This window comes from Pseudomonas sp. MWU349 (assembly GCF_017947325.1).
In the GTDB taxonomy this organism is placed as follows: domain Bacteria; phylum Pseudomonadota; class Gammaproteobacteria; order Pseudomonadales; family Pseudomonadaceae; genus Aquipseudomonas; species Aquipseudomonas protegens.
On sequence record NZ_JAFEVP010000004.1, the window covers coordinates 626,390 to 650,791 of the forward strand.

Below are 24,402 nucleotides of genomic sequence, written 5' to 3' on the forward strand. Positions count from 1 at the left end.
AAGTGTGGCGGTTGGTGTGTCGGGAACAGCTCTACCACCGTGCCTTGCAATCGAGTCGAGACTGATCATGTACCAGTGAAAATCTGTCGCCTACAGGGTGCGTCGTATCCAGTACAGGGAGGGTCGCATCCAGTGTCGGTGAGGTCGCTTACAGTGTTTTCGGGCGATTTTTCCTGCCTCTGAGCCGCAAAAAACGGCCAAAACCCCTGCGTTGCGCCTGGCGGCGTTAGTGGGCATGAGTGAGTCGGTGTCAGACGTCGCGGGCCTCGGCAAAAGCCTGATGATGCGCCCTTCTCGGCGGATTGCAGCTTGAGCGTAGCAGCTCCGTCAGAGGGCGTTTCCGGCGCCCGGACAGTGCTCAACCAGGAGTTACGCAGCAATGGCTATCAGTGTTTTCGACCTGTTCAAGATCGGCATCGGCCCCTCCAGTTCTCACACGGTCGGGCCCATGCGTGCAGCGGCTTTGTTCGTCCAGGTATTAAAGGAAAGGCAACTGCTGGAGCAGGTACGCCGGGTCGAGGTGCAGCTCTTCGGTTCGTTGTCCGCCACCGGCATCGGCCATGGCAGCGACAACGCGGTGATCATGGGCCTGATGGGGGAGTGGCCGGATGCGATCGATCCGTCGCTGATCGGCACGCGCATCGAACTGCTGCGGGAAACCGACACCCTGTTGCTGGACGGGCGGCTGCCAGTGCCTTTCATCTGGGCCCGGGACATGCAACTGGTGGACCGCAACCTGCCGTTCCACCCCAACGCCATGACCCTGGTGGCCGCGGGCGAAGAGGGTGAGCTGCACCGCGATACCTACTATTCGGTGGGCGGCGGTTTTGTCGTCGACCAGGCCCAGGCCGACAGCGGTGTGGCGGACCTGGACCGCAGCGAGCTGCCTTACGATTTTTCCAGTGCGGTGGAACTGCTGGGCCTGTGCCAGAAGCACAACCTGCGGGTCGCCGAACTGATGCTGGCCAACGAGAAGGTCTGGCGTTCGGAAGAGGAAATCCGCAGCGGCCTGATGGCGCTCTGGCGTGCCATGCAGGACTGCGTGGAACAGGGGCTCAAGCACGAGGGCATCCTGCCTGGCGGGCTCAATGTGCGTCGCCGCGCGGCCAAGTTGCACCGTAGCTTGCAGGAACTGAACAAGCCCAATGTGATCGGCTCCACCCTCAGCGCCATGGAGTGGGTCAACCTGTTTGCCCTGGCGGTGAACGAAGAGAACGCCGCCGGTGGGCGCATGGTCACCGCCCCCACCAACGGCGCGGCGGGGATCATTCCAGCGGTGCTGCATTACTTCATGAAGTTCAGCGAAGACGTCACCGACGCCAACGTGGTGGATTTCTTTCTCGGCGCGGCGGCCATCGGCATCCTGTGCAAAAAGAACGCATCGATTTCCGGTGCCGAAGTCGGCTGCCAGGGTGAAGTGGGTTCGGCCTGCGCCATGGCGGCGGCCGGGCTGGCGGAAATTCTCGGGGCGACCCCGGAGCAGTTGTGCAACGCCGCGGAAATCGGCCTGGAGCACAACCTCGGCCTGACCTGTGATCCGGTGGGCGGGCTGGTGCAGGTGCCGTGCATCGAGCGCAACGCGATTGCCGCAGTCAAAGCGATCAATGCCGCGCAAATGGCCTTGCGCGGCGATGGCCAGCATTTCATTTCCCTGGACCGGGTGATTCGCACCATGCGTGATACCGGTGCCGACATGCACGACAAATACAAGGAAACCTCCCGTGGCGGCCTGGCGGTCAGCGCCGTGGAGTGCTGATTGCCGGCGCGCACAAATCGCTCACATAGCCGGGGGCGCGCCACCTTTTAGCGCGTCGTGAATAGACAAGTCGCCAACCGGGCCGGGCAGCCCCCGTGCCCGTGGCCCGGTTGTGCTTTGAGTGACACTCGCCCGCCCCTGTGCGAAGTGCCCGCCGCGCAAGTGCTACCTAACTGCTCACCGCTCTCTGGGCCTGGCCGCCGCACGCCGACGGCGGCGCTTCTTATCCGCACATTGACAAGGGCTATGTAGACACGTCGCGACGTCGTTTTCAGGAGTTATTGAATGCCCATTCAACTTTAGGCATGGCAATTGCTCTGTGAATCTCAAGCCCGTCTCCCTTGAGGAACAGGGCACATAAAAAGAGCCTCCGCCTGAGGCCATCACCCGCTTTGTGTGAGGAGATATCGCGATGACGTCGTTCAACTCCGGGGCCCAACCCCAGAACCGTGCGCCTCAATCCATCGGCTTTCTGCTGCTGGACAATTTCACGCTGATTTCCCTGGCCTCCGCAGTCGAACCCCTGCGCATGGCCAACCAACTGTCCGGTCGCGAGCTGTATCGCTGGACCACCCTCAGCGTCGATGGTGGCCAGGTCTGGGCCAGTGACGGTCTGCAGATCACCCCCGATGCCGCGATGCACAAAGCCCCCAGCCTCGATACCGTGATTGTCTGCGGCGGTATCGGCATCCAGCGCACCGTCACCCGCGAACATGTGTCCTGGCTGCAGAGCCAGGCCCGCCAGTCGCGTCGTCTGGGCGCGGTGTGTACCGGCAGCTGGGCCCTGGCCTGCGCCGGCCTGCTGGACGGCTTCGATTGCAGCGTGCACTGGGAATGCCTGGCGTCGATGCAGGAAGCCTTTCCCCGGGTGGCCATGAGCACCCGCCTGTTCACCCTCGACCGCAACCGCTTCACCAGCTCCGGCGGCACCGCGCCGCTGGACATGATGCTGCACCTGATCAGCCGCGACCATGGCCGCGAGCTGTCGGCCGCGATCTCGGAAATGTTCGTCTACGAGCGCATCCGCAACGAGCAGGATCATCAGCGCGTACCCCTCAAGCACATGCTGGGCACCAACCAGCCCAAGCTGCAGGAAATCGTCGCCCTGATGGAAGCCAACCTCGAAGAGCCGATCGACCTCGACGAACTGGCGGTGTATGTCGCCGTGTCCCGGCGACAGCTGGAGCGGCTGTTCCAGAAGTACCTGCATTGCTCGCCGTCGCGCTACTACCTCAAGCTGCGGTTGATCCGTGCCCGGCAACTGCTCAAGCAGACTCCCATGTCGATCATCGAAGTGGCGTCGGTCTGTGGTTTTGTCTCCACGCCGCACTTCTCCAAGTGCTACCGCGAGTACTTCGGCATTCCGCCGCGTGACGAGCGCATCGGTTCCAACACCACCCAGCAGGTGGCGATGATGCCATTGCCGCAAGCCATGGTTTTGGCGCCGCTGTCCGGGCCATTGTCGGCCCTGAGCCAGGCACGCAACGAATCGACCTTCGCCAGCGTGCGCCTGTAGTCACAGGCGTTTCTTGAAATACACCACGCGCTCGGTTTCCTCGAAACCCAGCGCGTGGTGCAGATCCTGGCTGGCCAGGTTGTCGAGGCTGGTGTCCGAGGCCATTTCCACGCATCCCTCTTGTTGCCCCCAATAGGCGACCTGCTCGATCAGGCGCTGGGCAATGCCCTGGCGACGATGCCCGGGGGTTACATAGATGCCTTCGAGAAAGACCACGGGGGAGCTGTCGGTGCCGTTGACGTAGTCGTGGCGCAACGCAGCCTCGGCCAGGCCCACGGCCTCACCGTTCTCGGTGCAGGCCAGCCAGCAGCTGTAGCGCTGGGGCTCGGCCAGGATCTGCTGGATTTCCGCCCGGTGTTCATCCTGCGGGCAATCGGGCCACAGGCCCTGGCGCAATTGCAGCCACCGGCCAGCGTTGGCGGATGAGCCTGGTTCAATGGGGATCATGAGCGGGCCTGTGGTTTGTGGAGGAAACCCACTTTAGCAACCCGTCCGGGCCCCGGGGGCGTTCACGCGCGTTTTTGCTGCTGGTACTCGGCCAGGGCCGGCAGTAGTTGGCGGTCGATGGCTTGGCGTACGGCAGGCAGGATGGTCGCATTGCCGGTGAGCATCTGCTCGACCATGCCCTTGAGCGCCTTGGCCCGCGCATCGCTCAAGCCCCTTACCGCACATTCGCAGGCCTGCTCGGCGCTGGCGCCCGCGGGCATTTCGAAACCCAGGGCCCGGAGTTGTCCCAGCAGGTCGTCCTGGTCAATCAGATCCGCGTGCATCATGACTCTTATCCTTGTTCAGGGGGCGTGGTCGTGAGCCGATTCTGGTAGGGCATCCGGGTGGCGGCAAGGGCAGATTGTCGCGATGGCCCGTTTACCTATGAACAGGTCGTTTTCGGCTAAGTCGATGGCCATGGCCGGTTGCCACGGCGTTGGGAAAAGGCGGCGCAATCAAGTCTTGCGGCGCTTGCTTGTGAGGCCTCGGGCTTGCCTGAAGGGTGGGGTAATGAGGGCTCCTGCCGCGCAAAGACTCTCTGTGCAAGCGCCGGGTGTTCGGTAGGATGGCCGCCAAGTGGCAAATCATGGAGCTGGAGTGGATGAAAGTGATGTTCAGAGTGGGGTTTGCCTGTTTGTTGTTGATGGTTTCCAGCGCTGCTCTGGCCGCTCCCGAGTGTGGCGATTTTCTGAAGGCCATGACCGATCCACCGAAGTCCCTGGAGTTTTTCCGTTGTGAGTCGAAGCCTCAGGATCAGGGCGCCCCGCTGACTGCCAGTTACCGGGTCAAAGGCAAGGATGCCCATGAGGTAGAGCGCTATCTGCAGCGGGAGTTGGGGGTTCAGGAGGGGCTCAGGTTTGTCTGCTGCGGCTGGGAAACGAAGGGTTTCATTTCCTATAGGGATAAAAAGACCGGGCGTAATTACCAGATTGGCATGGGCTCTGAAGAGACGCCCTACAACCAGCGCCAGGATTGGCACAAGATCGGCTATTTCCATGTGACGGTGGTGCTGTATACCGAGGACATCTGAAGGCGTGGCAGTGGCCCTATTACCTATGAGCAGGTCGCTCTCGGCTAACTCGCGGGAAGGCAGAGTGGGCAGACTGAAACCAGCTCGCGTCGTGTCGGTTTGGTCACCTTCTCACCGCAGCTCCTCAGAAGTAGTCCCTGCCTCGATCCTGTCACGGCTTGATCGGGGCTTTTTTTTGCCTGTGGAAAGCGCTCCGGCAAGTTTCGCCGGCAAGCCGGCTCCTACAGGGGAGCCGGGGGCGGGAGGGGTGAGGATCAGCGTTGCAGCACCAGGATTCTGGAGAGCAGTTCGTCGCGGTCGATGTAGCAGCCCTGGAAGTGCCGGGCGCCGCTGGCCGGGTCGAAGGCGTTGCGCGCGTGCAGGGTGCGGCGGTTGTCGAAGCACCAGAGCTGCCCCGGGTCCAGGCGGCGGATGACCCGGAACCGGGCTTCGCGGGTCAGGGCGATAAAGCGCCGGTAGGCGCGGTACAGCCGGGGCATCTGTTCTTCCGTGGTGTCGAAGGGGCCACGCAGGAAATTGGCCATGCGGATTTCCGCGACCTGGCCCCGGGCATCCAGGGCGATGACTGGCGCCAGGCAGCGGTAGTCGCTGTGGCGGTCCTTGTTGCGAAACTCCACGGGAATTTCGCACAGGGCGCGGAACGCTTCGGGGTCTTCCCGGCGCAAGGCGTCGGCAATGGCGAAGCCGTCGACGAAAATGCTTTCGCCGCCTACCGCGTCATTCACCAGGCAATGCAGGAATTGCAGCCCCGGTTGCAGCTCGCGGGTCGGCAGGTCGCTGTGCAGCGGCAGGTTGAAGGCGGTGTAGGCGTTGCTGTCGGCATCGGCCTTGGACTGCACGTTGAACAGCACGCCGAAATTGCTTTCGCGGATAAACGAAATACGCCGCGCAATCAGGGCCAGGGAGCCGGGTTCGGTGGGCGCGCCACGGACTTGGGTCAGGCCGGTATCGCGCAGGGCCAGCAGCCATTGCAGCAGCACCTGGGTGTCCTCCATCAGCGCCTGGTACTGGAACACCGGCAGTTGCAGGCTGGCGTCCCACAGCGAGTGCCGGGCCTTGGCGGCCTGCCGTTCTTCGCGCGACTGTCGATCATAGGCATGGGCCCGCAGCCAGCCGGGGTCGAAGCGGCTGCGGTGGCCGTCCGCCCAGTCGAGGTTCAGGCAGCCGTCGGCATCAATGCGTGCGGCGTTGCATTCGAGGTCTTCGGCAACATCGACGATTTCCAGCACCTGTTCGCGGGTCACGCTGTAGACGCATTGCGGGCAAGGGCAGTTGTCGCGCAGCCATTGATGGTGAAAAGGGCTGAGACGGCCGTCGGCCCAGTGCACCTGGAGCCGGTCCGGCAGGACCTGGACAGTGGCCAGTGCGCTGATCAACGGATAACTGCGGTAGTCGGCAAGGGCGGCGGTGTTCACGGCGTTCTCCTTTTCTTCTGAGGGCTATTTTGCCGCGGGCAGGGCGATCACCCGGCCGAGGCAGGCCGGGCGCGGCAGGTCCGCCTGCTCGGCGGCCAGGGTTTGCAGGCGTTGCAGCACAGGCTCGCTGAACGGCGCCGAGCGCGGCCCGGCCAGGTCGACGTGGAGCAGCATCTGCTCGTTGCCGGCCAGCTCCTGGGGATCATCGAGTCTGTGCAGGCTGTGGTAGAGGTGCAGACGCTTGCGATCGTGGCCGATGATCTGGGTGCGTACTTCGACCTCGGTGTCGAGCTTCACCTCATGCAGGTAGTTCAGGTGCAGTTCCAGGGTGAACAGCGAGTGGCCGCTGGCTTCACGGTTGTCGCTGTCGAGCCCCAGGCGATCCATCAAGGCGTCAGTGGCATAGCTGAAGATCAGCAGGTAGAAGGCATCGCGCAGATGGCCGTTGTAATCGACCCAGTCGCTGATGATGCGGGTGCTGTAGGTGGTCAGGGCAGGCATAAGGTCACCGGATAACGGTAGGAGCCGGCTTGCCGGCGAAGGCGTCCGTTGGGTTTGCGCCTGGCTTGGCGGCCCGTTCGCTGGCAAGCCTGCTCCTACGGGGTTGGGTTAGTCGTGAAAGTGCATGCCGTGCTTGGCCTTGGTGGTTTTCACCGCCTCCAGCACCGCCAGCAGGCAGTCATCACGATAGCGCTCCAGGGCCGCGATGCTGTGGGTGCCCAACTGTTCGGCGGTGCCTTCGACCACGTCGTCGATCAGCTTGTCGGTCAGTTCCGGGGCCGGCAGGTAGGTCCAGGGCAGCTGCAGCGCCGGGCCGAACTGGGCCATGAAGTGGCGCATGCCGGCGTCGCCGCCTGCCAGGGTGTAAGTGAGGAAGGTACCCATGAAGGACCAGCGCAGGCCGGCGCCAAAGCGGATCGCATCGTCGATTTCCCCGGTGGTCGCCACGCCGTCGTTGACCAGGTGCAGGGCCTCGCGCCACAGCGCTTCAAGGAGGCGGTCGGCGATGAACCCGGGCACCTCCTTGCGCACGTGAAGGGCGCGCATCCCCAGGGATTCATAGACCTTGATCGCGGCCTGGACCGCTTCGGGCGCGGTGCGCTTGCCGCCCACCACCTCCACCAGCGGCAGCAGGTACACCGGGTTGAACGGGTGGCCCACCACGCAGCGTTCCGGGTGGGTCGAGCCCTCGTAGAATTCGCTGGGCAAAAGGCCCGAGGTGCTGGAGCCGATCAGCGCGTCAGGCTTGGCCGCGGCGCTGATTTTGCTGTGCAGTTCCAGCTTGAGCTCCAGGCGTTCGGGGGCGCTTTCCTGGATGAAGTCGGCATCCTTCACGCATTCCTCGATGGTGTCGACGAAGCGCAGGCGCTGTTGTGATGCTCCGGGGGCCAGCCCTTGTTTTTCCAGCGCGCCCCAGGCGTTGGCGACGCGCTTGCGCAGGGCCGCTTCGGCGCCGGGCGCCGGGTCCCAGGCCACTACGTCGAGGCCGTGGGCCAGGGCACGGGCCACCCAGCCGCTGCCGATCACGCCGCTGCCCAGGGCGGCGAAGGTTTTGATGTTGGTGATAAAAGTCATCGCTTCTTCCTAAAAAAGAGTCCGTAGGAGCTGGCTTGCCAGCGAAGTCGTTGGCGGCCTCTTCGCGAGCAAGCTCGCTCCTACGGGGGGGAGAGGTGGTTTGGGGTTAGCCGCGTTGCTTCAGGCCCATCTTCTGCCGGCCTTCGGCCGGGGTCAGGACCCGGGCGCCAAGGCGGCTGAGGATTTCCGTGGCCCGCTCCACCAGTTGGCCGTTGGTGGCGAGCACGCCGCGATCCAGCCACAGGTTGTCTTCCAGGCCGACCCGCACGTTGCCCCCCAGCAGCACCGCCTGCGCGGCCATGGGCATCTGCATGCGGCCGATGCCGAAGCCGGCCCAGACCGCACCCGCCGGCAGGTTGTCGACCATGGCCTTCATGGTGGTGGTGTCCGCCGGGGCGCCCCAGGGAATGCCCAGGCACAGCTGGAACAGCGGGTTGTCCAGCAGGCCTTCCTTGATCATCTGCTTGGCGAACCACAGGTGCCCGGTGTCGAAGATTTCCAGTTCGGCCTTCACTCCCAGCTCCTGGATACGCTTGGCGCCGGCCCGCAGCTGGGCCGGGGTGGAGACGTAGATGGTGTCGCCGTCGCCGAAGTTCAGGGTGCCGCAGTCCAGGGTGCAGATCTCCGGCAGCAGTTCCTTGACGTGGGCCAGGCGGGTCAAGGGGCCGACCAGGTCGGTGTTGGGGCCGAACTCCATGGGGTTTTCGCCGCCGCCGATCTCCAGGTCGCCACCCATGCCGGCGGTGAGGTTGACGATGATGTCGATGTCGGCCTCGCGGATCCGCTCCATCACTTCGCGATACAGCGCCACATCGCGGCTGAACTTGCCGGTGGCGGGGTCGCGCACATGGCAGTGCACCACGGTGGCGCCGGCCTTGGCGGCTTCTACGGCGGCCGCAGCGATCTGTTTCGGGGTGACCGGTACGTGCGGGCTCTTGGCGGTCGTGTCGCCAGCACCGGTGAGTGCGCAGGTGATGATGACGTCGTGGTTCATGGTGCGGTTCCTTACAGGCGTGTTTGCTGAGGGCGTGAGGTGGCCGTGCGCAGCCCGGGGCGGGCTGCGGGGCGGTAGTGGCGGTGGTTTATTTGCTGGTCAGTTGCAGGTGTTCGGCGGCCGGCTTGCCATCGAAGGTGGTGACCCCTTCCAGCCAGCGCTGCTGGTCCTGCGGGTGGTCCTTGAGCCATTGCCGCGCGGATTCCAGGGCATCCTTGTGATCCAGCAGCGGCTGCATCATGCGGCTCTCGTCTTCGGCGCTGAAGGTCAGGTTGGTCAACAGCCGGTGCACGTTCGGGCACTGCTCGGCGTAGTCAGGCGCGGTAACGGTCCACACGGTGGCCTGGCCTTCATTGGGCCCCAGGGCGTTTTCGCTGCCGCTGAGGTAGGTCATCTTGAAGTTGACGTTCATCGGGTGCGGCGCCCAGCCGAAGAACACGATGGCTTCGTTGCGTTTCACCGCCCGGGCCACCGCCGACAACATGCCCGCCTCGCTGGACTCCACCAACTGGAACTTGCCCAGGCCGAACTGGTTCTTGGCGATCATTTCCTTGATCTGGGTATTGGCTCCCGAACCCGGTTCGATGCCGTAGATCTTGCCCCCCAGTTCCTTCTGGAACCTGGCGATGTCGGCAAAGGTCTTCAGACCCTTGTCCGCCAGGTAAGAGGGTACGGCCAAGGTGGCGCGGGCGTCCTTGAGGCTCGGTTCGGCCAGGACCTTGACCTGGTTGGCGTCGACGAAGGGGGTGATGGTCTGGGTCATCAGCGGGTTCCAGTAGCCCAGGAACAGGTCCAGGCGCTGGTCACGGATGCCGGCGAAAATGATTTGCTGGGAGGCACTGGTCTGCTTGGTCTTGTAGCCGAGGCCGTCGAGCAGAACCTGGGTCAGGGCGCTGGTGGCGATCACGTCGGTCCAGTTGACCACGCCCAGGCGCACGTTCTGGCAACTGGCGGCATCGGCGGCCAGGGCCCCGCTGCTCAGAAAAACACTACCACTAAGCGCAAGCACACAGCTGCTGATCAGTCGTTTCATGATGCTTTCCTCGGCAGGTCGTTATTGTCGGTCCCGGCGTCTTTGTGCGCAGGTGTTGCCAAGTTACGCAGGCGCCGCCGGTGGCAAGCGCACAGCGGCGACCGACTCTTGCACTGCAGCGACCTGCCCCCTTGTGGCGCGGGGGCATTTGGCGTATCACAAGGGCCCACGCTGGCCGTCACCGGAGTGCGTTGCATGTCCCAGGACTTCTATTTCCTGCTGATGCCGGGGTTCTCCGCCATCGGTTTCATCTCGGCCATCGAGCCGCTACGGGTGGCCAACCGCTTTCGTGGCGAGCTGTACCGCTGGCATGTGCTGAGCGCCGACGGCGGCGCGGTGCTGGCCAGCAATGGCATGTCGGTGAATGTGGATGCGGCCCTGGAGCCGCTGAAGAAAGGCGCAACCTTGTGGGTGGTGGCCGGTTTCGAGCCGCTGAAGTTCCTCACTCCGGCCCTGGAGCACTGGTTGCGGCGGCTGGAGGTGGAGGGCGTGACCCTGGGCGGGATCGACACCGGTAGCGTGATCCTCGCCGAGAGCGGTTTGCTGGAGGGGCACCGGGTGACCTTGCACTGGGAGGCCATCGAGGCGTTCAAGGAGTCCTACCCGCAACTGAGCGTGACCCAGGAGCTGTTCGAGATCGATCGACGGCGCATCACCTGTGCCGGTGGCACGGCGTCCATCGACATGATGCTCGACCTGATCGCCCAGGCCCATGGCCCGCAACTGGCGGTCCAGGTCAGCGAGCAGTTCGTGCTGGGGCGCATCCGCCCGCGCAAGGATCACCAGCGCATGGAAGTCGCCAGCCGCTACGGCATCAGCAACAAGAAGCTGGTGCAGGTGATCGGCGAAATGGAACAGCACAGCGAACCGCCCCTGAGCACCCTGGCCCTGGCCGAGTCGATCAAGGTCACCCGGCGCCAGCTGGAGCGCCTGTTCCGCCTGCACCTCAACGACACCCCGAGCAATTTCTACCTGGGCCTGCGCCTGGAGAAAGCCCGCAAACTGCTGCGCCAGACAGACATGAGCGTGCTGGAGGTGAGCATTGCCTGCGGGTTTGAATCGCCGTCCTACTTCACCCGCAGTTACCGCGCGCGTTTCGTGCGGTGCCCGCGGGAAGACCGGCGCCAGTCGGGCGGTGGCCGCGAGCTGGCTTGACTCGGGCTCGGTAGCGCCGGCCAGCCGGCTCCTACGGTTATTTTTTCAGCAGGGCGGCGCAGGCGGCCTTGTAGGCTTCGTGCTGGTATTTGTTGAGGCTCGCGGCCAGAGCGAAGCCGTGCTTCTTGTACTGGGCGTTGATGGTCTGGGGCGACAGCAGGGTCACCTCGCAATTCTCCAGCAACTGAAACACGCCTTCGATCTTGAAGGTGGTGGGGCCGCCGGCGAACTCGCCTTTCTTGCTGCGCTTCTTGATGGCGATGCGGGTGATCCCGTGTTCGCGCACGAAGGCCCCGACCTGGCTGGCGAAGGCCTTGACGTTGGCGGCCTCGTCATCGTCTTCCAGGGCGATTTTCTTGGTGGCCAGCGGCTGGTGTTGCACCGCGCCGTCTTGCAGGGTGGCGAGGGCGAAGATGGCTTCGCTGCCTTTGATCTCGATACCGCAGATGCTCATGGGGAACCCTTTCAATCAGTGAGTGAGGCGCAGCTTACAGCTCCAGCTGGTCGGCGCGTATGCCGAAGGCGGCGGCGATCTTTTCCCGGGTGGCCCGGCGCGGCCGGGCGACGCTTTCCTGCTGGGCAAAGGCCGGCTGGGAGATCCCCAGGCGCCTGGCGACTTCGTCCTGGGTGAGGTGCAGGTGCTCGCGCCAGGCGCGGATCGGCGTGGCGCCGTCGACCATGCGGCTGACCACGTCATGGGGTATCAGATCGGCTTCCTTGTACTGCGCCATGTACTGCGCGTAGGGAATCACCACGAATGCCGGGCTGCCGTCCGGGCCGTGGATGATCTGGATGTCAGTAGGTACGTTCATCACGTTTCTTGACCTCTTGAACACTGACGATGTGTATGGCTCCGTCCCAGTCGAACAGGACCCGGTACTGCCCGACCCGAAGACGATAGGCATAAGTGTGGCCGGACAGGGCTTTGACGTAGCCACTGGCGGGCATGTCGGCCTGCAGGGCAATCGCATTGCGAACCTGGACCTGATGCTCGTGGTGCAGTCGCATCAACTGCTTGACCGCTTTTCTACTCCAGAGGATCTCGTTCATGGCGGACTATATAAGTCTTTTATAAGGAATGCGAAACCTTGCTTATATTTCCTGCCCGGCCGAGTGCAGAACCTTGTCCCTTTGTTGCCCGCGCCAGCGTTACCAGGTCGTGGACTGCCCGCGCCGGTCCACCTCGTACACCTTCTGGCGCAGCAGCCGCTCCTTGAGCCAGCGCTCGGCCTTGCCCATCACTCGCTGCCGGGCCCAGAGCAGGTCGACGCCGATCAGCCAGTCGGTATGGGGGTAGGCCCCCAGTTGCAGTTCCACCAGCTCGCCCTTGGCCAGTTCACGCTGGATCAGTTGCCGCGGCAGGGTGGCCCAGCCCAAGCCGGCGCGGACCATTTCCAGCAGCGCCAGGTAGTTTTCCGCCTGCCACAGCTGGGTGGAGCGCAGGTATTCGCTGCTGGGCAGCTTGTTGGCGTGGGCGCTGAAGGCCAGGCGCCGGTGCACATGCAGGTCGTCGAAGGTCACGCTGTCGAGCTGCGCCAGCGGGTGGTCCGGGTGGCAGACGTGCAACATGATCAGCTTGCCCAATTGCTGGAACTCCAGCTCCTGGGGGTAGCCCGGTTGCGAGAAGGCGATGCCCAGCACCGCCTCTCCCCGGGCCACCAGTTCGCTGGCGTCCCCGGACAGCGGGTGGCGGATCAGCAGGTCGACATAGGGAAAGGCCTGTTCGAATTCCCGCAGGGCCGGCATCAGCGGGCCATAGGGGGTTTCGATGACGATCGACAGGTGTGGCTCCACCACCTGCGACAGGCAGTCGGCGTTGGCCTGCAGGGTCAGGCAGCGCTCCAGCACCGCCTCGGCCTGCAGCAGCATCTTCTGCCCGGTGGCCGTCAGCACCGGGCTGCGAGCGCTGCGGTCGAACAGCTCGACCCCCAGATCCGCCTCCAGGTTGCCGATGGCCACGCTGACCGTGGACTGGGTCTTGCCCAGCTTGCGTGCGGCGGCCGAGAACGAGCCGCTTTGCGCGGCCTGTACGAACATCTGCAGTTGATCCAGCGAAAAGCGCATCGCGGCTCCCGACCCTGGAAGAGGGCTGTCTGATCCATCGTTAAAAGCGATGGCTGCTCATTTGTTTCATCGTATTCAAGCACAGATCATGGCCCTCGACGTCCGTACTTCCTGCCGGCGGCGCTTGCCCCGGATGCCTGCCAAAACAAAAGCAAAAGCTGCACCTTCAGGAGACCTGCGACATGACAATTTCCCGCGTGCATCCCGTGGACGAGGTCCTGCCCGTCCGCCAGCTGTTCACCTTCGGCCTGCAGCATGTGCTGGTGATGTATGCCGGTGCGGTGGCGGTGCCGTTGATTCTAGGCAATGCCCTGGGCCTGACCCCGGCGCAGGTGGTGCTGTTGATCAACGCCAACCTGCTGACCTCGGGCATCGCCACCCTGGTCCAGACCCTGGGGTTCTGGCGTTTTGGCGCTCGGCTGCCGTTGATCCAGGGCTGTTCGTTCATCGCCCTGGCACCGATGATCATGATCGGCAAGCAGTTCGGCCTGACCGAGGTGTTCGGCGCGGTGATCGCCGCGGGCGTCATCACCATTGCCCTGGCGCCGCTGTTCAGCCGTCTGCTGCGGTTCTTCCCGCCTGTAGTGATCGGCAGCCTGATCACCATCATCGGTATTTCCCTGATGCCGGCAGCGGCGATCTGGCTTGGCGGCGGCAACCCCGCGGCGGACGATTTCGGCGCGCCGGCCAACCTGCTGCTGGGGCTGGCCACGGTAGCGGTGACCCTGGTGATCTACGGCAAGTTCTCGGGCTTTATCGGCAACCTCAGCGTGCTCATCGGCTTGCTGGTGGGCAGCCTGATCGCCGCGGCGTTCGGCATGACCGACTTTGCCCAGGTGAGCCAGGCGGCCTGGTTCGAACTGAGCCGACCCATGGCGTTTGGGGCTCCACAGTTTTCCCTGGTGCCGATCCTGATCATGACCCTGGCGATGCTGGTGATCATGGCCGAGACCACCGGCAACTGCCTGGCCATCGGCAAGCTCACCGGCAAGCCGACCACCCAGCGCACCTTGGGCGATGCGTTCCGCGCCGATGGCCTGTCGACCCTGCTCGGCGGCCTGTTCAACAGCTTTCCCTACAACGCCTTTACCCAGAACACCGGGCTGATCGCGCTGTCCAGGGTCAAGAGCCGCTTCGTGGTGGCCGCGGCCGGGGCAATCATGGTGCTCATGGGGCTGTTTCCCAAGCTGGGCGCCCTGATGGCCGCGGTGCCGACCCCGGTGCTTGGCGGTTGCGCCATCGTGATGTTCGGCATGACTACAGTGGCCGGCATCCAGGAACTGTCGAGGGTGCCGTTCGAAGGTACGCGCAACGCCATCGTGGTGGCGGTGTCGGTCAGCGTCGGGGTGCTGCCGATGTCCTTCCCGGCGCTGTTTGCCCATCTGCACGGTCCCCTCAGGCTGGTGCTGGAAAGCGGCATCTTCCTTGGCGCCATCACCGCCATCGTTCTCAACCTGCTGCTCAACCCCCGGGAGGCCGCCACCCAGGTGCTGGCAGCCCATGTCGAGCTCAATGACTGACGTTTTTCTCGCCGCCCTTGCTGTGGTGGCTCCTGCCCATGAAAAGGAGGTCAAGATGACCCAGATTCTTTCTTCCATCCCTGCCGGCGTTACCGAACTGGACCTGCACCTGCTGCGCCAGAGCATCCAGCTCGCCGAAGAGGCCAAGGCCCGTGGCCGTCATCCGTTCGCCGCCCTGGTGGCCGATCGCGACGGCAAGGTCATCGCCAGCGCCGGCAACAACTCGATGCCCCCCGAAGGCGACCCGACCCAGCACGCCGAACTGGCGGCAGCGGCGCTGGCGGCCAAGCGCCTCAGCCCCCAGGCCCTGGCCGAGTGCACCCTGTACACCAGCGCCGAGCCCTGCTGCATGTGCGCCGGGGCCATCTACTGGACCGGCATTGGTCGGGTGGTCTACGCCTTGTCCGAACATGAGCTGCTGGAGTTGACCGGCGACCACCCGGAAAACCCGACCTTTTCCCTGCCGTGCCGCGAAGTGTTCGCCCGTGGGCAGCGGCAGATCCCGGTGTTCGGGCCGATGCTGGAACACGAAGCAGCCCAGGCCCATGTGGGGTTCTGGAAATGAACGGCGGAGTGTCCATCCATGTGGTGGATGTCGCCAGCGGCAAGGTGGCCGAAGGCATGGCGGTGCGGGTGCGCCGCCTGGGCGGCGAGCTGCTCTGCGCAGGGCAGATTGCCGACAACGGCCTGCTGGCCCCGCTGAGCGAGTTGGCGGACCGCTTCGAACGGGGCGTCTACGAGGTGGAGTTGGACGTGGCGGCGTTCTATCGAGCCCAGGGCCACGCCTCGCCGCACGTGCCGTTTCTCGATGTGCTGGTGTATCGCTTTGGCCTGGACGACCCGCACCAGCACTACCACCTGCCGTTCAAGCTGACGGCCTGGGGCGTCTCATGCTTTCGCGGCGCCTGACCCGGCGCTGACCTGTAGGAGCGAGCTTGCTCGCGAAGCTCTTCCAGCCGCGACATCGGTTCGGGCCGGACATGCTTCGCGGGCAAGCCCGCTCCTACCCGCGGTGGCGGGTCATTCCTGGGCGATGGACTCGATGAACTCCGAGCGTTCGTCGCTCATGCGCGCCAGGCAGTCATTGGTGGCGATGGTGTAGGCCTTGGTGCCGGGCTTGGCCGGAAAGGACTCCATCGCGCAGTCGGCGTCGCGCTGCTTCTGCCACAGTTGCTGGGCATTTTTGACCTTGGCGCTGATGTCGGCCAGTTGTCCTTTGTCGCTGCCATAGAGAGTGCCCAGGCGTTCCAGCAGGCTCTGCACGTTGTCGCCCAGCAACTGTTCGGCGGTGGTCCTGTTGTAGGTCGCGCACTCCAGGGTCTGCACGTCGTTTTCCACGCCGTCGCAGGGCGTGTTGTCGGCCTCCTCGGCCGCCTGTACGCCGGTCGTTATCAGTAACAAGGCCAGGAAGATCGGTTTCATTGCAGCGCTGCCCTCATCCAGTGACGCTTTCGTTGAAGCGGCGAATTCTGGCGCAAGCCCCGGGCAAAGAACAGAGGCCACCCATGCCCTCCGTCCGGCCCTTTGTCGGCGCTTGACGCTTTCGGCAATTCCCCTGTCGTTTTTGCACCCTGGCGCCCCGGCCCTCAAGCATATGCTGACCCCAAAGCGCCGGCAGACGATTCGGCGCATGAATCGCCAACAAGGGGACAGCCTGATGAGCCCAGCCGAATTACACGCCGACAGCATCGTTATCGACGGGCTGATCATTGCCAAGTGGAACCGCGAGCTGTTCGAGGACATGCGCAAGGGCGGCCTGACCGCGGCCAACTGCACCGTGTCGGTTTGGGAAGGTTTCCAGGCCACGGTCAACAACATTGCCGCCAGCCAGAAGCTGATACGCGAAAACAGCGACCTGGTGATGCCCGTGCGCACCACCGCGGACATTCGCAAGGCCAAGGAGCTGGGCAAGACCGGCATCCTCTTCGGCTTCCAGAACGCCCATGCCTTCGAAGACCAGATCGGCTACGTCGAGGTGTTCAAGCAGCTGGGCGTGGGCATCGTGCAGATGTGCTACAACACCCAGAACCTGGTGGGCACCGGCTGCTACGAGCGTGATGGCGGGCTCTCCGGGTTCGGCCGCGAAATCGTCGCCGAGATGAACCGCGTCGGGGTCATGTGCGACCTGTCCCACGTCGGCTCCAAGACCAGCGAGGAAGTGATCCTCGAATCCAAGAAGCCGGTCTGCTACTCCCACTGCCTGCCGTCCGGGCTCAAGGAACACCCGCGCAACAAGTCCGATGCCGAACTGAAATTCATCGCCGACCACGGCGGTTTCGTCGGCGTGACCATGTTCGCGCCGTTTTTGGCCAAGGGCATCGATTCGACCATCGACGACTACGCCGAAGCCATCGAATACACCATGAATATCGTCGGTGAAGACTCCATCGGCATCGGCACCGACTTCACCCAGGGCCATGGCCAGGACTTCTTCGAATACCTGACCCACGACAAGGGCTACGCCCGGCGCCTGACCAACTTCGGCAAGATCATCAACCCCCTGGGCATCCGCACCGTGGGCGAGTTCCCCAACCTCACCGAGACCCTACTCAAGCGCGGCCACAGCGAGCGCGTGGTGCGCAAGATCATGGGCGAGAACTGGGTCAACGTCCTCAAGGACGTCTGGGGCGAATAAGGCCACCCCCCACAGCACATTCCTGTAGCCGCTGCCGCAGGCTGCGAACAGCTCCGAAGGAGACGCGCTCTTGCGGCCCTCGGAAGGCTCTTCGAGCCTTTTCGCAGCCTGCGGCAGCGGCTACAGACGTACTTATCCACAGAATTCCGGAGTTTTGAAACATGGCCAAGATCGCCCCGCAACTGCCCATCGAAGTCGACAGCGAAACCGGTGTCTGGACCTCCGATGCCCTGCCGATGCTGTATGTGCCACGGCATTTTTTCGTCAACAACCACATGGGCATCGAAGAGGTCCTGGGGGCCGAGGCCTATGCCGAGATTCTCTACAAGGCCGGCTACAAGTCCGCCTGGCACTGGTGCGAAAAAGAAGCCGAATGCCACGGCCTGGAAGGGGTGGCGGTGTTCGAGCACTACATGAAGCGCCTGTCCCAGCGCGGCTGGGGCCTGTTCAAGATCCAGGACATCGACCTGGATAAAGGCACCGCCAGCGTCAAGCTCGAACACTCGGCGTTCGTCTACGTGTACGGCAAGGTCGGGCGCAAGGTGGACTACATGTTCACCGGCTGGTTCGCCGGTGCCATGGACCAGATCCTGGCCGCCCGTGGCAGCAAGATCCGCACCGTGGCAGAGCAGGTTTACGGTGGTTCCGAAGAAGGCCACGACGATGGCCTGTTCGTCGTCAAACCGTTGTAAGCGGAGTTAAGAAAAATGGCTTTCGAAGCGATGTTCCAGCCGATCCAGATCGGCAAACTGACCATCCGCAACCGTGTGCTGAGCACCGCGCACGCCGAGGTCTACGCCACCGACGGCGGCATGACGACTGAACGGTATGTGAAGTACTACGAGGAAAAGGCCAAGGGCGGCATCGGCCTGGCGATCTGTGGCGGTTCCTCGGTGGTGGCCATTGACAGCCCCCAGGAGTGGTGGAGCTCGGTGAACCTGTCCACCGACCGCATCATCCCGCATTTCCAGAACCTGGCCGACGCCATGCACAAGCATGGCGCCAAGATCATGATCCAGATTACCCACATGGGCCGGCGCTCGCGCTGGGACGGTTTCAACTGGCCGACCCTGATGTCGCCGTCCGGGGTGCGCGAGCCCGTGCACCGCGCCACCTGCAAGACCATCGAGCCGGAAGAGATCTGGCGGGTGATCGGCAACTACGCCCAGGCCGCGCGCCGGGCCAAGGCCGGCGGCCTTGACGGGGTGGAACTGTCGGCGGTGCACCAGCACATGATCGACCAGTTCTGGAGCCCGCGGGTCAACAAGCGCACCGACGAATGGGGCGGCACCTTCGAGAAGCGCATGCGTTTCGGCCTGGAAGTGCTCAAGGCGGTACGCGCTGAAGTGGGCGACGATTTCTGCGTGGGCATGCGCCTGTGCGGCGACGAATTCCACCCGGACGGCCTGTCCCACGAGGACATGAAGCAGATCGCCAAGTACTACGACGACACCGGCATGCTGGACTTCATCGGCGTGGTCGGCTCGGGCTGCGACACCCACAACACCCTGGCCAACGTGATCCCCAACATGAGCTTCCCGCCGGAGCCGTTCCTACACCTGGCGGCGGGCATCAAGGAAGTGGTCAAGGTCCCGGTGCTGCACGCACAGAACATCAAGGACCCGAACCAGGCCACGCGGATTCTCGAAGGCGGTTACGTCGACATGGTCGGCATGACCCGCGCCCACATGGCCGACCCGCACCTGATCGCCAAGATCAAGATGGGCCAGATCGACCAGATCAAGCAGTGCGTCGGCGCCAACTACTGCATCGACCGCCAGTACCAGGGCCTGGACGTGCTGTGCATCCAGAACGCCGCCACCTCCCGTGAGTACATGGGCGTGCCGCACATCATCGAGAAAACCACCGGCGTCAAGCGCAAGGTGGTGGTGGTCGGCGCCGGCCCTGCTGGCATGGAGGCTGCCCGCGTCGCCGCCGAACGTGGCCATGACGTGACCCTGTTCGAGAAAAAAGACGCCATTGGCGGGCAGATCACCACCGCCTCCAAGGCCCCGCAACGGGATCAGATCGCCGGCATCACCCGTTGGTATCAGCTGGAACTGGCGCGGCTGAAGGTCGACCTGCGCCTGGGCACCGCGGCGGACACCGCGACCATCCTCGACCTGCGCCCCGACGTGGTGGTGCTGGCGGTGGGCGGCCATCCGTTCATCGAGCAGAACGAGCACTGGGGCGCCGCCGAAGGGTTGGTGGTCAGCAGCTGGGACATCCTCGACGGCAAGGTGGCGCCGGGCAAGAACGTGCTGGTCTACGACACCATCTGCGAGTTCACCGGCATGTCGGTCACCGACTTCATCGCCGACAAGGGCTCGCAAGTGGAGATCGTCACCGACGACATCAAGCCGGGCATCGCCATTGGCGGTACCTCGTTCCCCACCTACTACCGCAGCCTGTACCCCAAGGAAGTGATCATGACCGGGGACCTGACCCTGGAGAAGGTCTACCGCGAGGGCGACAAGCTGGTGGCGGTGCTGGAGAACGAATACACCGGTGCCCGCGAAGAACGGGTGGTAGACCAGGTGGTGGTGGAGAACGGCGTGCGTCCCGACGAAGAACTCTACTACGGGCTCAAGGAAGGATCGCGCAACAAGGGCCAGATCGACGTCGAGGCGCTGTTCGCGATCAAGCCGCAGCCGTGCCTGAGCGAAACGGGGGAGGGCTACCTGTTGTTCCGCATCGGCGACTGCGTGTCCCAGCGCAACACCCATGCTGCGATCTACGACGCACTGCGCCTGTGCAAGGATTTCTAAGCCACTTCCTGTAGGAGCCGGCTTGCCGGCGATCGGCACTGGCGAGATACCGCGAGCTGCCTGATCGCTGGCAAGCCAGCTTCTGCAAGGCCCCAGGTCTTTGGGAGCTTCACCATGTTGAACACCCTTCTTCCCATTCTGTTGTTCGCCGCCGTCGGCCTTGCGGTCCTCGGCGCGCTGCGGCGCGTGGCCATGTGGCGCCAGGGGCGAGCCTCCAAGGTCGATCTGATCGGCGGCCTGCTGGCCATGCCCAAGCGCTACATGGTGGATCTGCACCATGTGGTGGCCCGGGACAAATACATGGCCAACACCCACGTGGCCACGGCGGGGGGCTTTGTCCTGGCTGCCGTACTGGCGATCCTGGTGCATGGTTTGGGCCTGCATAACCGCATCCTCGGCTACGCCTTGCTGTTGGCCACCACGCTGATGTTCGTCGGCGCGCTGTTTGTCGCCAAACGTCGGCGCAACCCACCGGCACGCCTGTCCAAGGGGCCGTGGATGCGCCTGCCGAAAAGCCTGCTGGCGTTTTCCGTGAGTTTCTTTGTGGTGACCCTGCCGGTGGCCGGGATCCTGCCGGAACACTTCGGTGGCTGGCTGCTGGCGGCGATCCTGGCGGTCGGTGTGCTATGGGGCGTGTCCGAGCTGTTCTTCGGCATGACCTGGGGCGGGCCGATGAAGCACGCCTTTGCTGGCGCCCTGCACCTGGCCTGGCACCGGCGCGCCGAGCGCTTCGGCGGCGGCCGCTCCACCGGCCTCAAGCCGTTGGACCTGGAAGACCCAAGCGCGCCTTTAGGGGTGGAAAAGCCCAAGGACTTCACCTGGAACCAGTTGCTGGGGTTCGACGCCTGCGTGCAGTGCGGCAAGTGCGAGGCGGCATGCCCGGCCTTCGCCGCTGGCCAGCCGCTGAACCCGAAGAAGCTGATCCAGGACATGGTGGTAGGCCTGGCCGGTGGCACCGACGCGCAGTTCGCTGGCAGCCCGTACCCTGGCAAGGCCATCGGCGAACACGGCGGCAACCCGCACCAGCCCATCGTCAACGGCCTGGTGGACGCCGAGACCCTGTGGTCCTGCACCACCTGCCGGGCCTGCGTCGAGGAATGCCCGATGATGATCGAACACGTCGATGCCATCGTCGACATGCGTCGCCATCTGACCCTGGAGAAGGGCGCCACGCCGAACAAGGGCGCCGAGGTCCTGGAAAACCTCATTGCCACCGACAACCCCGGCGGCTTCAACCCGGGCGGGCGGATGAACTGGGCGGCGGACCTGAACCTGTCCCTGCTCAGTGAAAAGCAAAGCACCGACGTGCTGTTCTGGGTCGGCGACGGCGCCTTCGACATGCGCAACCAGCGCACCCTGCGGGCCTTTGTCAAAGTGCTCAAGGCGGCCAAGGTGGACTTCGCCGTGCTCGGCCTGGAAGAGCGCGACAGCGGTGACGTGGCCCGGCGCCTGGGCGACGAAGCGACTTTCCAGCTGCTGGCCAAGCGCAACATCCAGACCCTGGCCAAGTACCGCTTCAAGCGCATCGTCACCTGCGACCCCCACAGTTTCCATGTGCTGAAGAACGAGTACGGCGCCTTCGATGGCAACTACCTGGTGCAGCACCACAGCACCTACCTGGCCGAGCTGATCGGCGCCGGTGCGCTGAACCTGGGCCAGCACAAGGGCAGCAGCGTGACCTATCACGATCCTTGCTACCTGGGTCGTTACAACGGTGAGTACGAAGCCCCTCGGGACGTACTGCGTGCCCTGGGCATCGAGATCAAGGAAATGCAGCGCTCGGGCTTCCGTTCCCGTTGCTGCGGCGGTGGCGGCGGCGCGCCGATCACCGACATTCCGGGCAAGCAACGGATTCCCGACATGCGCATGCAGGACATCCGCGAAACCGGCGCCGAGCTGGTGGCCGTGGGTTGTCCACAGTGCACGGCGATGCTCGAAGGGGTGGTGGAGCCGCGGCCGATGATCAAGGACATCGCCGAACTGGTAGCCGATGCCTTGCTCGAAGACGCCGCCCCGAGCAAAGCGCCGGCGTCGGTGAAACCTGAACCTGCGGAGGTGCACTGATGAGCGACATTATCCGCCGCGATCCCCGCGCCGAGTGGATCGCCCGCAACCGCCTGCACCCGCTGCACGCGGCCATGCAGCCGGCGCAACACAGCTGGATGGGCCCCAATGGCCTGATCCGCAAGAACCCCCACGGCATCGGTTTCATCGGCCCCAACGGCCTCAAGCGCATCGACCGCAGTGGCGCCCAGCAGGGCGGCAGCGCCAAGCGCACGGCGGCGGCCGAGGTGCAGTTGCCGCTGCATCAAGTGGCGCAGCCGGCGTTCTACATCAGCGTGGTGCCGGACATGGTCGGCGGCCGCCTGAGCAGCCACGACCGCGACCTGCTGGGCCTGGCCCGGCAGCTGGCGGGCCAGGACGGCGCGGTGCTGGCGGTGGTGTTCGGCGAGCACAAGGAATCGGCCTTCGCCACCGCGGGTGTCGACCGCCTGCTGGTGCTGCAAGGCAGTGAATTCGAAGGTTATGCACCGGAGCAACGGGTGCAGGGCCTGCGGGCTGTGGATAACCAGTTCAGCCCGCGCCACTGGCTGCTGCCCGATAGCCGCACCGGCGGTGGCGAGCTGGGCCGGCGCTTTGCAGCGGCCCTGGGGGAACGTCCGGCGACCCGGGTCTGGCAGGTCAAGGACGGGCAGTGCATCGGCCGTGCCGGCGCGGGCCTGCAGGACCTGGCGCGGCCGGTCGCGCGCTTGATCCTGGCCGCCGCCGAATGCGCGGAGCCGGTCAGCGAAACCCGCCACGAAGCCTTGCCGGTGGAGTTATCCACAAGCGTGGCCCGCAGCCTGGCGCGGATCGAGGATCTGGGCGCGGTGGCGGTGGACCCGGCGGCGATTCCCATGGCCGAGGCCGAATTCATCTTTTCCGGGGGCAACGGGGTCAAGGACTGGCCACTGTTTCACCAGACCGCCGCCGCCCTGGGCGCTACCGAAGGCGCCTCGCGGGTGGCGGTGGACGACGGTTTCATGGCCCGCGACCGGCAAGTGGGGGCCAGTGGTATCTGGGTCACCGCGCGGGTCTATGTGGCGGTGGGCATTTCCGGGGCGATCCAGCACCTGCAGGGCATCGGCGCCTGCGACAAGGTGGTGGCGATCAACCTCGACCCGGGTTGCGACATGATCAAGCGTGCCGACCTGTCGGTGATCGGCGACAGCGCGGAGATTCTCAAGGCCTTGATCGCGGCGGTAGCGGCCTACCGCAACGACGCCAAGCGCGATGCGGCTTAAGGGGACGTTATGAACAGCAATGTGATCAGCCTGGTATCGATAGGCGCGCACCCGACTTCCGGCCGCCCACGGCGCGCCGAACAGGACGCCCGCGCGGTGGAACTGGGCCTGCAACTGGCGGGGGACAAATTGCAGGTGCTGCATGCCGGCGACGTCGCCGAACCGGCGCTGCGCGCTTACCTGGGCATGGGCCTGGAACAGCTGCACGTGCTGGAGCAACCGGCGGGCGCCGATGCCCTGCCGATCCTGACCCAGTACCTGCGCGACGCGGGCGTCCAAGTGGTGCTCACTGGCAGCCAGGCGGAAACCGGCGAAGGCTCCGGCATGCTGCCGTTTTTGCTGGCGGAAAACCTCGGCTGGCCGCTGGTGGTGGGGCTGGCCCAGATCGAGTCCCTGGCCGATGGCGTGGCCCATGTCCTGCAAGCCTTGCCCCGCGGCCAGCGACGCCGGCTCAAGGTGCGCCTGCCCTTCCTCGCCACTGTGGATAACGCCGCACCCAAGCCGCGCCAGAGCGCCTACGGCCCGGCGCGTCGTGGTGTGCTGCAGGCCGATCAGGTCGTGGTGGTGGAGGACGAGTTGTTCACAGGCTCCAGCCTGCAACCGGCCAAGCCGCGACCCAAGCGCCTGAAAGTGATCAAGGCCAAGAGCGGCGCCGACCGCATGAAAGCCGCTACCGCCAAGGCCAGCGGTGGCACCGGCCAGGTACTCAAGGGCGTCAGCCCTGAGGCGGGTGCCGAAGCCATCCTCAAATTGCTCATCGAAGAAGGCGTAGTGCGCTGACCTCAGGGTTATACACAACCCCTGGCACCGCTGTTCGCTGGCAAGCCAGCTCCTACGGGGAAATGCACCCATGCCTTGTAGGAGCCGGCTTGCCGGCGAAGAGGCCAGCGCGGTTTTGCACAAATCCCGGGTATCGCCGTGCGCTGGTCAGCCAGTGCCCCCAAGGGGAAATACACCCATGCCCTGTAGGAGCCGGCTTGCCGGCGAAGAGGCCAGCGCGGTTTTGCACAAGTCCCGGGTATCGCCGTGCGCTGGTCAGCCAGTGCCCCCAAGGGGAAATACACCCATGCCTTGTAGGAGCCGGCTTGCCGGCGAAGAGGCCAGCACGGTTTTGCACAATTTCCGGCCATCTTTCGCGACAGGGGCTGGGGTTACTCACAATCCCTGTGTG

The 24,402-nt window shown here is 64.5% G+C and carries 25 protein-coding genes; 13 read left to right on the plus strand and 12 right to left on the minus strand.

Going from position 1 to position 24,402, the window contains the following annotated elements:
• Positions 1–379 precede the first annotated feature (379 nt).
• Together KCG88_RS19250 and KCG88_RS19255 are read left to right on the plus strand one after the other, a co-directional pair.
• Complete coding sequence (locus KCG88_RS19250) at positions 380–1,756, plus strand: L-serine ammonia-lyase (protein WP_011063936.1); 1,377 nt, start codon at positions 380–382, stop codon at positions 1,754–1,756.
• Positions 1,757–2,168: 412 nt separating this feature from the next.
• Complete coding sequence (locus KCG88_RS19255) at positions 2,169–3,272, plus strand: GlxA family transcriptional regulator (RefSeq protein ID WP_011063935.1); 1,104 nt, start codon at positions 2,169–2,171, stop codon at positions 3,270–3,272.
• Here the strand turns inward: KCG88_RS19255 and aac(6') are convergent, their stop codons facing one another.
• Both aac(6') and KCG88_RS19265 read right to left on the minus strand, forming a co-directional pair.
• Complete coding sequence (gene aac(6'), locus KCG88_RS19260) at positions 3,273–3,719, minus strand: aminoglycoside 6'-N-acetyltransferase (RefSeq protein ID WP_210712893.1); 447 nt, start codon at positions 3,717–3,719, stop codon at positions 3,273–3,275.
• A 62-nt stretch (positions 3,720–3,781) separates the two neighbouring features.
• Complete coding sequence (locus KCG88_RS19265) at positions 3,782–4,045, minus strand: hypothetical protein (RefSeq protein WP_015637320.1); 264 nt, start codon at positions 4,043–4,045, stop codon at positions 3,782–3,784.
• A 278-nt stretch (positions 4,046–4,323) separates the two neighbouring features.
• On the opposite strand from KCG88_RS19265, the gene KCG88_RS19270 reads away from it, so the two are divergent.
• A complete protein-coding gene (locus tag KCG88_RS19270) occupies positions 4,324–4,788 on the plus strand; it encodes a DUF4952 domain-containing protein (RefSeq protein WP_246882741.1) in 465 nt (154 codons plus the stop codon).
• Between the two features lie 254 nt (positions 4,789–5,042).
• Here the strand turns inward: KCG88_RS19270 and KCG88_RS19275 are convergent, their stop codons facing one another.
• The 5 genes from KCG88_RS19275 to KCG88_RS19295 form a co-directional block, all read right to left on the minus strand.
• A complete protein-coding gene (locus tag KCG88_RS19275) occupies positions 5,043–6,203 on the minus strand; it encodes a gamma-butyrobetaine dioxygenase (protein ID WP_210712894.1) in 1,161 nt (386 codons plus the stop codon).
• A gap of 24 nt (positions 6,204–6,227) precedes the next feature.
• Positions 6,228–6,704: a thioesterase family protein gene (locus tag KCG88_RS19280; protein WP_047289654.1), complete on the minus strand. Its 477-nt coding sequence runs from the start codon at positions 6,702–6,704 to the stop codon at positions 6,228–6,230.
• Between the two features lie 108 nt (positions 6,705–6,812).
• Positions 6,813–7,778: an L-carnitine dehydrogenase gene (locus tag KCG88_RS19285; RefSeq protein WP_047289653.1), complete on the minus strand. Its 966-nt coding sequence runs from the start codon at positions 7,776–7,778 to the stop codon at positions 6,813–6,815.
• 106 nt (positions 7,779–7,884) lie between these two features.
• Positions 7,885–8,772: a 3-keto-5-aminohexanoate cleavage protein gene (locus KCG88_RS19290; protein ID WP_210712895.1), complete on the minus strand. Its 888-nt coding sequence runs from the start codon at positions 8,770–8,772 to the stop codon at positions 7,885–7,887.
• An 88-nt stretch (positions 8,773–8,860) separates the two neighbouring features.
• Complete coding sequence (locus tag KCG88_RS19295; protein WP_047289652.1) at positions 8,861–9,805, minus strand: choline ABC transporter substrate-binding protein; 945 nt, start codon at positions 9,803–9,805, stop codon at positions 8,861–8,863.
• Between the two features lie 195 nt (positions 9,806–10,000).
• Between KCG88_RS19295 and KCG88_RS19300 the strand changes: the two genes are divergently transcribed.
• Positions 10,001–10,960, plus strand: coding sequence for a GlxA family transcriptional regulator (locus KCG88_RS19300; RefSeq protein WP_047338012.1), 960 nt, complete (start codon positions 10,001–10,003; stop codon positions 10,958–10,960).
• Between the two features lie 37 nt (positions 10,961–10,997).
• On the opposite strand, the gene KCG88_RS19305 is transcribed toward KCG88_RS19300, so the two are convergent.
• From KCG88_RS19305 to KCG88_RS19320, 4 genes are all read right to left on the minus strand, one after another.
• The gene (locus tag KCG88_RS19305) at positions 10,998–11,414 is read right to left on the minus strand and encodes a DUF3010 family protein (protein ID WP_011063925.1); all 417 of its coding nucleotides are present in this window, start codon (positions 11,412–11,414) and stop codon (positions 10,998–11,000) included.
• A 34-nt stretch (positions 11,415–11,448) separates the two neighbouring features.
• Positions 11,449–11,772: a helix-turn-helix transcriptional regulator gene (locus tag KCG88_RS19310; RefSeq protein WP_015637312.1), complete on the minus strand. Its 324-nt coding sequence runs from the start codon at positions 11,770–11,772 to the stop codon at positions 11,449–11,451.
• A complete protein-coding gene (locus KCG88_RS19315; RefSeq protein WP_210712896.1) occupies positions 11,756–12,010 on the minus strand; it encodes a type II toxin-antitoxin system RelE/ParE family toxin in 255 nt (84 codons plus the stop codon). The genes KCG88_RS19310 and KCG88_RS19315 overlap by 17 nt, the downstream gene beginning before the upstream one ends.
• Positions 12,011–12,109: 99 nt before the next feature.
• Positions 12,110–13,024 (minus strand): LysR family transcriptional regulator, encoded by a 915-nt coding sequence (locus KCG88_RS19320; protein WP_011063922.1) that lies wholly within the window; start codon positions 13,022–13,024, stop codon positions 12,110–12,112.
• 182 nt (positions 13,025–13,206) lie between these two features.
• Here KCG88_RS19320 and KCG88_RS19325 point away from each other — a divergent pair, with 182 nt between their 5' ends.
• The 3 genes from KCG88_RS19325 to KCG88_RS19335 are packed head-to-tail and all read left to right on the plus strand — an operon-like array spanning position 13,207 to position 15,453.
• Positions 13,207–14,544, plus strand: a complete 1,338-nt coding sequence (locus KCG88_RS19325) for a nucleobase:cation symporter-2 family protein (protein ID WP_210712897.1) — start codon at positions 13,207–13,209, stop codon at positions 14,542–14,544.
• 55 nt (positions 14,545–14,599) lie between these two features.
• On the plus strand, positions 14,600–15,109 hold the full coding sequence (locus KCG88_RS19330) for a nucleoside deaminase (protein ID WP_047289648.1): 510 nt from the start codon (positions 14,600–14,602) through the stop codon (positions 15,107–15,109).
• A gap of 8 nt (positions 15,110–15,117) precedes the next feature.
• The gene (locus KCG88_RS19335; RefSeq protein WP_210712898.1) at positions 15,118–15,453 is read left to right on the plus strand and encodes a hydroxyisourate hydrolase; all 336 of its coding nucleotides are present in this window, start codon (positions 15,118–15,120) and stop codon (positions 15,451–15,453) included.
• Positions 15,454–15,564: 111 nt separating this feature from the next.
• On the opposite strand, the gene KCG88_RS19340 is transcribed toward KCG88_RS19335, so the two are convergent.
• The gene (locus KCG88_RS19340; protein ID WP_019095253.1) at positions 15,565–15,966 is read right to left on the minus strand and encodes a lysozyme inhibitor LprI family protein; all 402 of its coding nucleotides are present in this window, start codon (positions 15,964–15,966) and stop codon (positions 15,565–15,567) included.
• Positions 15,967–16,201: 235 nt separating this feature from the next.
• On the opposite strand from KCG88_RS19340, the gene KCG88_RS19345 reads away from it, so the two are divergent.
• From KCG88_RS19345 to KCG88_RS19370, 6 genes are all read left to right on the plus strand, one after another.
• Complete coding sequence (locus KCG88_RS19345; RefSeq protein ID WP_047289695.1) at positions 16,202–17,179, plus strand: dipeptidase; 978 nt, start codon at positions 16,202–16,204, stop codon at positions 17,177–17,179.
• A 161-nt stretch (positions 17,180–17,340) separates the two neighbouring features.
• Positions 17,341–17,871: a 4-vinyl reductase gene (locus KCG88_RS19350; RefSeq protein ID WP_016962810.1), complete on the plus strand. Its 531-nt coding sequence runs from the start codon at positions 17,341–17,343 to the stop codon at positions 17,869–17,871.
• Between the two features lie 15 nt (positions 17,872–17,886).
• Positions 17,887–19,947: a dimethylglycine demethylation protein DgcA gene (dgcA, locus tag KCG88_RS19355; RefSeq protein ID WP_210712899.1), complete on the plus strand. Its 2,061-nt coding sequence runs from the start codon at positions 17,887–17,889 to the stop codon at positions 19,945–19,947.
• Between the two features lie 114 nt (positions 19,948–20,061).
• Positions 20,062–22,011: a dimethylglycine demethylation protein DgcB gene (gene dgcB / locus KCG88_RS19360; protein ID WP_210712900.1), complete on the plus strand. Its 1,950-nt coding sequence runs from the start codon at positions 20,062–20,064 to the stop codon at positions 22,009–22,011.
• Positions 22,011–23,231 carry an electron transfer flavoprotein subunit alpha/FixB family protein gene (locus tag KCG88_RS19365; protein WP_210712901.1) on the plus strand — a complete coding sequence of 407 codons (1,221 nt, stop codon included), beginning with the start codon at positions 22,011–22,013 and terminating at the stop codon, positions 23,229–23,231. The genes dgcB and KCG88_RS19365 overlap by 1 nt, the downstream gene beginning before the upstream one ends.
• Positions 23,232–23,240: 9 nt before the next feature.
• Complete coding sequence (locus KCG88_RS19370) at positions 23,241–24,011, plus strand: electron transfer flavoprotein subunit beta (RefSeq protein ID WP_210712902.1); 771 nt, start codon at positions 23,241–23,243, stop codon at positions 24,009–24,011.
• Positions 24,012–24,402 lie beyond the last annotated feature (391 nt).